Genomic DNA, 10,466 nt, shown 5'->3' on the forward strand with positions numbered 1-10,466 from the left:
CGATGGTCGAGCAGAATTTTCGCGTGGGTTTCCGCCATCGCGCCGACCTGCTCAGCCAGCGTGTTCTTCTTGGACATGGCGGAAGCGACCTCACGATAAAACCGCTGCGCACCGAATTCGATTGCGGCGTGGATGAGCACGTTGCGGTCTTCGAAGTACCGGTACACCGTGCCCCGCGACACGTTGGCTTTTCGCGCGACGTCCTGCACGCTGGTGCGCTGGATGCCGAGCTGGGTGAAGCATTCGTTCGCCGCCTCGAGGATCTGGTCTCGGCGATCGAATTCCCCGTCCGATTCCAGATCGGCAGGGGCGGGTTTCGTCGACATGTCGCTCTATGCTACGCGACAAATTTCGGCGTTGTGTTCCGTTGATGGGCCAATTCGTCACTGAACTGGGCCGGGATAGTAGTCATTGCGACACACATCGTACTGCTGTCTAGTATGGCTGACGTCGGCGGTGACGCCAGAAACGAGGGCAGCGCGTGGAGCTTGGCCTGGGGGGACGCAATTTCGTTCTCGTCGGCGGGACGACCGGTATCGGGTTCGCCGCCGCGCGGCAGCTCGCGGCCGACGGCGCCAACGTGGCGCTGCTGGCTCGTAACGGAGAGCGTGCTCGAGCGCGGGCCGAGCAATTGACCGCAGACTACGGAGTGCGGGCGGTCGGAATCGCCGTCGACGCGGCCGCCCCGGGCGACGGGGTGGATCGCGCTGTCGACGAGGCGGCGGCGAGCCTGGGGCCGCTGCGCGGCCTGGCCGTCACCGCGGGACCGATGAATCAACAGGGGCCGTTCCTCGAACACGGCGACGAGTCGTGGGACTGGTATTACCAGTTGATTTTGATGGGAACCGTGCGCTCCTGCCGCGCGGTCATCCCGCACCTGCAACGCAATGGCGGTGGAACCATCGTCACCACGGCCGCGTATTCCGTTCGGGCGCCGAAGATCCTGATTCCGCCGTACAACGCGCTCAAGGCGGCGGTGTTGACCTTGTCAAAGATCCTGGCGAAAACACATGGCCCCGAGGGCATCAGGGTCAACACCGTATGCCCGGGGCTGTTCGACACCGAGGTCAACGACTTCATCCGCGCCCGGCGGGCGGCAGAGTACGGGGTGGCGCTGGAGGACGCGATCTATACGCACCTCGCGAGCAACCCGGACTGGAACATGCGGGTTGCCCTCCGCCGCGGCGGGCGTCCCGAAGAAGCGGGCGAGCTGATCGCCTTCCTGCTCAGCGACAGGGCAGCTTTCATGACCGGCGCGGCCGTCAACATCGACGGGGGCACGGACTTCTGACCCCCTCAGAGCCCGATCTCGTCCGCGAGGAGCCCCCGGTGATAGGACGCGTCGCCCAGCAGGTGCCCTGACGATTGAGCCCGCTTGAAGTACAGATGGGCCGGATGCTCCCAGGTGAATCCGATCCCACCGTGAATCTGGATATTGGCGGCAGCGGCCCGCGCATACGCCTCCGAACTGCACGCCTTGGCCAGCGACGCCACCGCCGGCAGTTCTGGCGAGCGTTGGGCCGCGGCCCGCACCGCGTAATAGGCTGCCCCGCGGGCACATTCGATATCGAGGAATACATCGGCGCACTTGTGCCGGATGGCCTGGAATGAGCCGATGGGCTTGCCGAACTGTTTGCGGGCCTTGCCGTAGGCGACGGCCATCTCGAGGCAGCGTTGCGCGCCGCCGACCTGTTCGGCGGCCAGCGCGGCGCAGCCAAGCGCGAGGGTCGACCGCAACAGTTCCTCCGCGCCGCCCAAATGACCGACGAGCGAGGCCGGCGTTGTGGTGAATTCGATGCGGGCCTGTTTTCGAGTCTGGTCAAGGCTGGACAGCGCGCGTCGGGCGACGCTGTCGAACCGGTCGACGGCGAACAACGACAATCCGGAGTCGGCCTGGGCGGCCACGAACAGCACATCGGCGCTGCAGCCATCGAGGACATAGGTTTTGGCTCCGTCCACCACCCAGCCGTGTGCCGTTTCTCGCGCCCGCGTGTGGATCGCACCGGCTTCCCAGCGGCCCGACTCCTCGGTGACGGCCAGGCTGGCGATGGTCGCTCCGGACGCGATGCCCGGCAGGTATCGTTGTTGCGCCGCGTAGTCACCCGAATCAAGCAGCGCGCTCGACGCCAGTACCGCCGACGCGAAGTATGGCGATGGAGCCAGGGCGCGCCCCAATTCCTCGGTCACGACGCCGAGTTCGACAAACGTGTACCCCTGACCGCCGAATTCTTCCGGGATTGCGAGCCCCACCAGGCCCAGCTCGTCGGACATTTGCGCCCACAGCGACGGGTCGTAGCCCACCGGGTTTTCCATGTGGCCGCGCACGCGTGCCTCGTCGGCCTTGCTTTCGAGAAAAGAGCGCACGACGCGGCGCAGCTCATTCTGCTCGTCGGTGAATCCGAAACCCATTGCACGACCAGACATCACGACTCCGCGGGCGCGCGACCGGTCGGGCTCACCCGCGGTGCTTCAGCGCCCTGGCGCAGGGTGCGCAGCCAATCGCCGACGGCGGCCGGGGCCGGGACCGGCGCGTCGAAGCGGCCGGGGTCGGCGGCCCAGAAAGCCTCCCACGACGGGAACGCATGGTGGAACGAGCCGTCCTGGTTCGGGCTGCCGGGCCAGCGCACCTTCCGCGGACCGACCGGCGGGTCGGTGATGTCGCTTCGGTACCAGAACAGCGGGATGCGGCGCGCGAAATACCAATGGCCGTCCCGCCTTTCGTAGCGGTCCAGATAGGCCAGCAGCTCGATGAACCACGCGCCCTCGGTTTCCAAGTCGTTACGCGAGTAGACGAGTCCGCTCGCGGTGTCGGTGTCGTGGACGTCGATGACATGGCCCAGGACACCGTGCGCGCTGCCCAGCAGCGTCGGACGAACCTCGGCGTCGTACCATTGGCGCATCGCGTCGCGGCCGCGGCGCTTGCCCGGCACCCCGATGTCGTCGACGAAAAGGTTTGCCAGGGAGTCGAAGTCGCGCATGTCCAACGCCACCGCGTACCGTGCCGCCAGCTGACGGATTTCCTCGATAGCCTCCAGGCGGGCGATCCGCGCCTCCAACCCGGTCATGCCAGCTCCCCCGAGGTGACAAGTTGCACCAACCGTGGCTTGTCGATCTTGTTCGTGGTGGTGTACGGCAGCCGATCGGCGTCGGGGAGAATCACCCACCGCTTCGGAACCTTATAGGCGGCGAGTTCCTTGCGGCATGCCGCCGCGAGTTCATCCTGCGAGGCGCACCGCCCCTGGTTGAGCACAACCACGGCGCAGACGAGCGCACCCTTGTCCGCGTCCGGAACGCCGACGACATAGGCGATCCGCACGCCGTCGACGCCGCCGATCACCGCCTCGACCTCCACCGGTGCGACGTTGGCGCCAGAGGATTTGATCATGTCGTCGGTGCGTCCGGTGAAGAACAGGAAACCCTCGTCGTCCAGGTATCCGGCGTCTCTCGTGTGGTACCAGCCGTCGGCGTCGAACAGATCGCTGTGCTGCCGTCCGATCATGCCGCGCATCATCGCGACTCCCCGCACGCAGATTTCCCCTATGGTGCCGTTGGGCACCTCCGCACCGCACTCGTCGACGACCTTGTGCTGGTAGCCGGGTGCGGCAACCCCGAGTGAACCGCGCTTGCTTTCGGGCACCGGTTCGTGTGGTGGCCACCAGGTGTGGGAACTGCACGTTTCGGTCATCCCCAACTGCGTCACCAGCAGTGACGGATCGGCCGCGCGCAGTTCCGGCGGTAGCAGCACCTGGTGGTATCCCCCGCGCAGACTTGACAGATCGGCGGAGGCGAAGTCGGGATGATTCGCCAGTGCCCTGCCGACGTGCGGGAACCCCGTTGCGTAAGTGGCGCGCTCGGTTTCGAGTAGGCGCAGCACGTCGCCGGCGTCGAACTTGTGCTCGGTGAGAATGGTGGCGCCGGTCTGCATCGGCCCGAGCAGACCGAAGACCAGCCCGGCGACCCAGAAGAACACCATCGGGATGTAGACCCGGTCGTCGGGCTTCCACTCGTGCTGGGTGGCGACGAAGCGGGAGTGCGTAATCACGGTGCCGTGCGTGTGGATGATGCCCTTGGGGTCCGAGGTGCTTCCCGATGTGTAGATGACGACCAGGTCGTCGGACGGGCGGACCGTCGATTCGCACGCACGCAGAAACGTTTCGGGCGCCGGCTCCGGCCATGCACTGGGCCAGGTCCGCTCGCTGTCGCCAAGCCCAAAGATGTTGCGCAACTGGGGCAGCCGTTCGAGGCCGAGCGGCGCGCCCGGGGGCGGTAACTCGCCCGCAGCACTTCCGACACGAGCGAGCATGTCCTTGCCGAGCAGCGAGTCGACCGACAGCAGGGTGTGGATGTCGGCGTCGCGCAGCAGCCAGCTCAACTCCGGCGGCTGAAAGAAGGTGTTGATCGGCACCGCCACGGCGCCGATCCGGGTGGCAGCCAGGAAGGCGACCGCAAAATCGGGTCCGTTCGGCGCCAGGATTCCGACCCGAACGCCCTTGGTGACGCCCGCCGCGAGCAACCGCCGCGCCATCTCGGCGGACCGAGCAGCGGCCTGCGCATAGGTGATTCGCTCGATCGTCCCCCCGCCCGTCGTCGAAATGACGAAGTCGTTGTCTCCGTAAGCGGCTACCAGGTCGACCAGCATCGCCGGGACGACCGCTGCGTACGGCATCTGTTCGTAGGCGAAAGTCCGTGCCGCCTCACTCATCGCGCGTCATTCCACTACCCACCGCGGTTCCCGCTTTTCCGCGAACGCGAGCATCCCTTCCCGGTAGTCGGGGTGGGTCAGCTGGTGTTGCAGCACATAGCGATACGCGACGTCGTTGGCCGCGCGTAACCCGACATCGAGACTGCTCCACATCGCCTTGATCGACGCCTGGACCGTCGCAGGCGAGAGTTTCGCGATGTCCAGGGCGATTTCGCGCGCCCGTTGTTGCAGCCGGTCCGCGGGCACGACCTCGTTGATCAGGCCGATCTCGTAGCCCCGCTGCGCGCTGATCCGGCCCTGTTTGGTCATCAGCCCGAGCTGCATCACCATCGACAGCGGCATTCTGCGCAGCAGCACGGCGGGCTCGAGCGCGAACACGTTGCCCACGGCCAGATGCGTGTCGATCAGCTCGGCGTGCTCGGCCGCGATGATGAGGTCGGCATCGGCGACCTGATGCAGGCCGCCGCCGACGACCATTCCGTTGAGGGCGCAGATTACCGGCTTCCACACGTTGTGGTGCAGCCGCGAGCCGGGAACCTTGTTGCGGATGCCACCCTCGGCCGTTGCCCGGATGTCCTGGCCCGCGGAGAACGCCCGGTCGCCGGCTCCGGTGATGATGGCGACCCGGATGTTCGGGTCCTCCCGCACCCGTGCCCACGCGATGCCGAGTTCGGTGCGGGTCAGGTCGTCGGTGGCGTTGAGCCGCTCCGGTCGGTTGATCGTGATGGTGGCGACCTGCTCGCTGACGTCGAACAGGATTCTCTTCAGTTCCACGACATCCCTTGGCATCGATTCGTAGCACTAAACACTACATCAACATCTGTCTTGTCGTTCCGAGTCGTCGTCATGGCATCCACTGCCCACCCGACACCGAAATCAGCTGGCCGGTGACGTGTTTGGCCGCGGGTGAACAGAGAAATGCCACCACGCCCGCCACGTCGTCCGGCTCACCGATGTCGCCGGTCAAAGTGGTGCGGCGCATCTGCGCCAGCTCGTCCTCGGTCTTGCGCGACAACAACCACGGGGTCGCGGTGGTGCCGACCACGACGGTGTTGACCCGGATGGCGTGCAGACCGAGCTGAACGGCCATCAACCGGCTCAAACCTTCGACACCGGCCTTGGCTGCCGCATAGGCCGGCGGCCCGGTGCGCACGCCGTGTGCCGACACCGAGCTGACGTTCACGATGGCCCCGCCGCCGTGGGCGACCATCTGCCGGGCGGCGACCTGCGCCATCACGAAGGTGCCCTTGAGATTGACGGCTACGATGCTGTCCCAGTCCTCGTCGGTCTGCTCGAGGAACGTGCCGGGCAGCGTCATGCCCGCGTTGTTGACCAATGCTCGAACGGGCCCGTACCGGTCGGCCAATGCGCTCAGCGCGGTCTCGACCGCGTCTCGGTCGGTGATCGATACGTTCATCGGGACGAGCAACCCGGATCTCGCATCATCCGAATCCTGGGCACGGGCAATGGCTTTCGCGTTCACGTCGATCGCGGCCACCCTATGCCCGCCGCGAATCAGCGCGGCCACAATCGATTCTCCGATGCCTCGCGCTCCCCCGGTGACGACGGCGAGGGGGTGGAAGTCACCCGACACGCTGCCCACCCGCCCGTCTGGTCCCGGGGGCCTTGCCGGTGCGCTCGATCGCGACGATCGAGGGGCGCACCAACTCCACTGATTCGGCCATCAGTTGCGACAAGTCACCCCTGCCACCGCCGGCGACCCACGAATCGATGGCGGCGCGGTTGGCGGCGTTGATCAGCGTGGCGGCCAGGCGCGGTCGCAAGTCCGGCTGAGTTTCGCTGCCCAGCCATCGCGCCACCTCCGTGGTGAGTTGGTCGATCCAGTCCTCGTTGATCCGGAGCATCGTCGCGCGCAAGGCCGGCAAGCCGTGGTACATCCGCGCGCGCACCAAAAAGATGTCAGGCTGATCGACGATCGCCTGCGCCACCGCCACCGACGTCTCGGCGAGTGCGTCCCACAGTGAGTCGGAGCGCACGGCACGAAAACGCCGGATCGCCTCCTGCAGCCGCTCAGCGTAGCCGTCGAACAGGATGTCTTCCTTGGTGGCGAAGTGATGGAAGAACGTGCGCGGCGCGACTCCGGCCGCCGCCGAAATCTGGTCGACGGTGGTTCCCTCGTAGCCCTGGGTGCCGAACAGCTCGATCGCCGCGTGGATGAGCGCCTGTCGGTTGCGCAACCCGCGGGCCCGTCGTTGGTCCATGCTCATACCCCTGCCAGCGTGGCGGTTCCGGAGCTCAGGGCGACGGCGTCACCCTGCAGGGTCCGGAAACGCACCGAATCTTCGGTTCGCCAGATTTCCGTCCGCAGCGGGGCGTCGAGCTTCACCTGCTTTGAGAATCGGCAGCTTAAGGATGTCAGCGACCGCGGGTTACCGTCGGCGATCCGGTCGATCACCGCTCGGGCGGCGAATCCCAGCGTGCACAGGCCATGCAGGAAGACGTCGTCAAAGCCGTACTTGCGGGCCGCCTCGGGGTCGATGTGCAGCTGGTTGCGGTCGCCCGAGAGCCGGTAGAGGGCGGCCTGCTCGGGCCGGACGACGTCGTCGAACACAGCGTCCGGTGGCCCGTCGGGGTCCGGTTCGGCAGCGGGCCCACGGTCGCCACCGAATCCCCCCGCACCGAGGACCATGGTTTGGGATTTGGCGACGAACACGGTCCCGTCCGGGTCGGCGCCGCGGCTGGTCAATTCCACCGCGGCGTGTTTGCCCTTGTCCCATACGGCCGACACCTCGGCTTGCACCGACATTTCCCCGCTGGCACCGATCGGCCGATGCAGTTCCAGCGACTGCGCAGAGTGAACGATCGGATACGTACCCAGGTCAAGCACGGCACGCAAGTCCTTGACGGCCCACCAGTTGGCCACCAGGGCGAACGTCGGCAGGACATCCGGGCCGCAGGCCTCGTTGAGCAGTCTCAGCTCGGACGGCGGGCGGGCGCCCACCCCCAACGCGTAGAGGATCACGTCGGTCTCGCTCCAGCGGAAGGTGTTCGGCGGCAAAGCGGTTCCGACCGCAGAGTCGAGCAGAGCCACGGCACCTCCCACTAGACGGATTGACGATATGTGTTCAATCGTGCATTATTGTGGCAGTCAGTGCAACTACTTTTACCCGATGCGGAAAGCGGGAGGGACCGACATGAGGTTCGGCGTGTTCATCCTCGGCGACAAACCCAACCACCTCAGCGAACGCGAGGTGCTGGCCAACGTGTTGGAGGAAGCGCGCTGGGCGGAAGAACTCGGTTACGACGAGATCTGGCTGGCCGAACACCACTTCTCCCCCTACGGCATGCTCCCGGACCTGCCACAGGTGGCGACGGCCATCGCCGCGCAGACCGAACGCATCCGCATCGGCACCGCGTGCATGGTGGCGCCCTTCCACGAGCCCATTCAGCTGGCCGAACGGATCGCCTTGGTCGACGTCCTGTCCGGCGGGCGCTTCGACGCCGGCTTCGGGCGCGGCTACCAGGCGCATGAGTTCAAGGGCTTCGGTATCTCGATGGACGAGGCCACGGGCCGATATCAGGAGTGCGTGGAAATCGTCAGCCGCCTGTTGACCGAAGAGAACGTCAGCTTCCACGGCAAGTACTTCCAAATCGAGGACGTCACGATCTACCCGCGGCCGGTGCAGCAGCCGATCCCCGTTTGGGGCACGGTGATGAAGACGCCGTCGAGCTTCGAGTGGCTGGCCGAGAAGGGTTTCGGGGCGATCATCGGAAACCCCTACCAGGTGGACCCGGATCTGCAGGGCGCGCTGGACATCTACCTGAAGGTGCAGTCCCAGAAGGGACTTGACGCCGCAACCGGCAACGTGTGGGCGCTGCTCAACGCCTTCTGTCACGCCGACGATGCGTTCGCCCGCAGCTACCCGCGCGAGAGCGTCGAGCTCTCCATCCAGACCCATCGGAAGTATTCGAGCCCGTTCGAGCGCGGCGGCGAAATACCGGCCGACTACAAGGCGTATTCGGACTGGTTCGAGAAACACGACAAGCAGAGCTACGAGCAGGTGTTGAACTCGCACCTGACGCTGATGGGCGACCCCGACCGCATCGTCGATAAGATGCGTACCGTCATCGACATGGGCTGGCGCAACATCATTTTGCGCATGTCGCGCGGCGGCGCCATGGACCGCACGAAGGTGTACGAGTCGATGAAGTTGTTCGCCCAAGAGGTGATCCCCGCGGCGACCGAGCTCGCGGCAGCCGCGGCTTGAACCAGCAACTCGCCGACCGCATCCGCGCGGTGCTCGCGATCGACCCGCGGGCGCCCGCGATCGAGCATGAGGGCCGGTGGGTGGATTGGCAGGGATTGTCGGACACCGCCGCGGGCCTCCAAAGTTGTCTGCGGGCTGCAGGGTTGGGTGAGGGCTCCCCCGTGGGGCTGGTGCTGCGCAATCACCCCGCGATGGTCGGCGCCGTGCTCGGGGTGCTGCTGACCGGCGGCTGCGTGGTCACGATCAACCCGTCCCAGGGTGACGCCGGGCTCTGCGCGGACATCCGCGAGCTGCGGTTGCCTGCGGTGGTGGCCTTACCGATCGACTGGGAGCGCACAGGAGTGGTCGACGCCGCCGCCGGGGCGCTGGGTGTTCGCGTATCGAGTGACCCCGCCGGCGCGACCGTTGTCGAGGGGCTGGAACAGTCCGGACCGGGCCCGTTCCGCCCGCCCGGTGACGGCGTGGCAGTCGAGATGCTGACGAGCGGCACGACCGGTCCGCCCAAGCGAATACCGCTGTCTTACAGCTCCTTTGAGCACACCGTCGCGGCGGCGAGCGCGCATTACAGTGTTGGCGCCGGGCACGACTCAGAACCGAGACTGCGTTCGGGCGTCGCGATCGTATCCTCGCCGCTGGTGCATATGTCCGGGCTGTTCCGCACTCTGCTCAACATCTGCGAGGGAAGAAAGATCGCGCTCCTCGAGCGATTCCGCGTTCCCGAATTTGTGGATCTGCTACTGCGGCACCGACCGAAGGCCGTGAGCCTGGTGCCGTCGGCGATGGCGATGGTGCTCGACGCGGGCGTGGATCCGGAAGCCTTCTCGAGCGTCGAGGTGGTGACCTCGGGGACCGCACATCTGCCGGTTGACGTGCAGACCAGGTTTGAATGTCGCTACGGCGTCGCGGTGCTGCCGTCCTACGGGGCAACGGAATTCGCCGGCGGGGTGGCCGGTTGGAACCTCGCTTTGCACCGGCAATGGGCGACCGCCAAACGGGGAAGCGTGGGGCGCCCGCAGCGCGGCCGGGAGATTCGAGTCATGTCCCTCGAGGACGACACCGAGATGCCGCCCGGTGAGCGGGGCCGCATCGAGGTTCGCACCGAAGGTGGGAACTGGGTGCGGACCACCGACCTCGGCCGGGTTGACGCCGACGGCTTTGTGTTCATCGACGGGCGCACCGACGACGTCATCATTCGCGGCGGGTTCAAGGTCAATCCGGGCGAGATCGTCGGCGTGCTCCGTGATCATCCGGCTGTCCGCGACGCGGGGGTCACCGGCCTGCACGATGAACGGCTCGGCCAGGTGCCGGTCGCGGCGGTCGAGTTGACCGACGGCGCCCGCGCCACGCCCGACGAGCTGCTCGCCTACGCGCGTGAACGATTGAGCCGTTACTACGTCCCGGCCCGCCTGATCATCGTCGAGGAGTTGCCCCGCACGCCGTCGCTCAAGGTCAGCCAACCCGCGCTGCGCGAACTCTTCGAAGGGACAGCAAGTTGACGACACGTGGTGTGGCCGCCATTGCCGGTGTGGCAGACG

General features: G+C 66.5%; 11 protein-coding genes. 3 read left to right on the forward strand and 8 right to left on the reverse strand.

Features of this window, described 5'->3' with window-relative positions; genetic code table 11:
* Window positions 1-326 (reverse strand): TetR/AcrR family transcriptional regulator (locus A5704_RS06665; protein WP_156675555.1); only part of this gene is annotated, 326 nt, incomplete at its 3' end.
* 155 nt (window positions 327-481) lie between these two features.
* On the opposite strand from A5704_RS06665, the gene A5704_RS06670 reads away from it, so the two are divergent.
* Entirely contained in the window at window positions 482-1,291 is an 810-nt protein-coding gene (locus A5704_RS06670) for an SDR family NAD(P)-dependent oxidoreductase (protein ID WP_082950287.1), read from the forward strand.
* A 5-nt stretch (window positions 1,292-1,296) separates the two neighbouring features.
* Here the strand turns inward: A5704_RS06670 and A5704_RS06675 are convergent, their stop codons facing one another.
* The 7 genes from A5704_RS06675 to A5704_RS06705 form a co-directional block, all read right to left on the reverse strand.
* Entirely contained in the window at window positions 1,297-2,424 is a 1,128-nt protein-coding gene (locus A5704_RS06675) for an acyl-CoA dehydrogenase family protein (RefSeq protein WP_231968864.1), read from the reverse strand.
* Window positions 2,424-3,065, reverse strand: a complete 642-nt coding sequence (locus A5704_RS06680; RefSeq protein ID WP_067747124.1) for a nuclear transport factor 2 family protein — start codon at window positions 3,063-3,065, stop codon at window positions 2,424-2,426. Before A5704_RS06680 ends, A5704_RS06675 begins: the two co-directional genes overlap by 1 nt.
* Window positions 3,062-4,702: a class I adenylate-forming enzyme family protein gene (locus A5704_RS06685; RefSeq protein WP_082954793.1), complete on the reverse strand. Its 1,641-nt coding sequence runs from the start codon at window positions 4,700-4,702 to the stop codon at window positions 3,062-3,064. The genes A5704_RS06680 and A5704_RS06685 overlap by 4 nt, the downstream gene beginning before the upstream one ends.
* A gap of 6 nt (window positions 4,703-4,708) precedes the next feature.
* A complete protein-coding gene (locus tag A5704_RS06690; protein WP_081665400.1) occupies window positions 4,709-5,476 on the reverse strand; it encodes an enoyl-CoA hydratase-related protein in 768 nt (255 codons plus the stop codon).
* A gap of 70 nt (window positions 5,477-5,546) precedes the next feature.
* Window positions 5,547-6,296 (reverse strand): SDR family NAD(P)-dependent oxidoreductase, encoded by a 750-nt coding sequence (locus A5704_RS06695; RefSeq protein WP_067888064.1) that lies wholly within the window; start codon window positions 6,294-6,296, stop codon window positions 5,547-5,549.
* Window positions 6,286-6,924, reverse strand: coding sequence for a TetR/AcrR family transcriptional regulator (locus A5704_RS06700; protein ID WP_067888055.1), 639 nt, complete (start codon window positions 6,922-6,924; stop codon window positions 6,286-6,288). Before A5704_RS06700 ends, A5704_RS06695 begins: the two co-directional genes overlap by 11 nt.
* Window positions 6,925-6,926: 2 nt before the next feature.
* Complete coding sequence (locus A5704_RS06705; RefSeq protein WP_067888058.1) at window positions 6,927-7,754, reverse strand: MaoC/PaaZ C-terminal domain-containing protein; 828 nt, start codon at window positions 7,752-7,754, stop codon at window positions 6,927-6,929.
* Between the two features lie 79 nt (window positions 7,755-7,833).
* Here A5704_RS06705 and A5704_RS06710 point away from each other — a divergent pair, with 79 nt between their 5' ends.
* The gene (locus A5704_RS06710) at window positions 7,834-8,931 is read left to right on the forward strand and encodes an LLM class flavin-dependent oxidoreductase (protein WP_231968867.1); all 1,098 of its coding nucleotides are present in this window, start codon (window positions 7,834-7,836) and stop codon (window positions 8,929-8,931) included.
* A complete protein-coding gene (locus tag A5704_RS06715; protein ID WP_231968870.1) occupies window positions 8,928-10,427 on the forward strand; it encodes a class I adenylate-forming enzyme family protein in 1,500 nt (499 codons plus the stop codon). Before A5704_RS06710 ends, A5704_RS06715 begins: the two co-directional genes overlap by 4 nt.
* Window positions 10,428-10,466 lie beyond the last annotated feature (39 nt).

Source organism: Mycobacterium sp. E735 (genome assembly GCF_001666955.1).
GTDB lineage: Bacteria > Actinomycetota > Actinomycetes > Mycobacteriales > Mycobacteriaceae > Mycobacterium.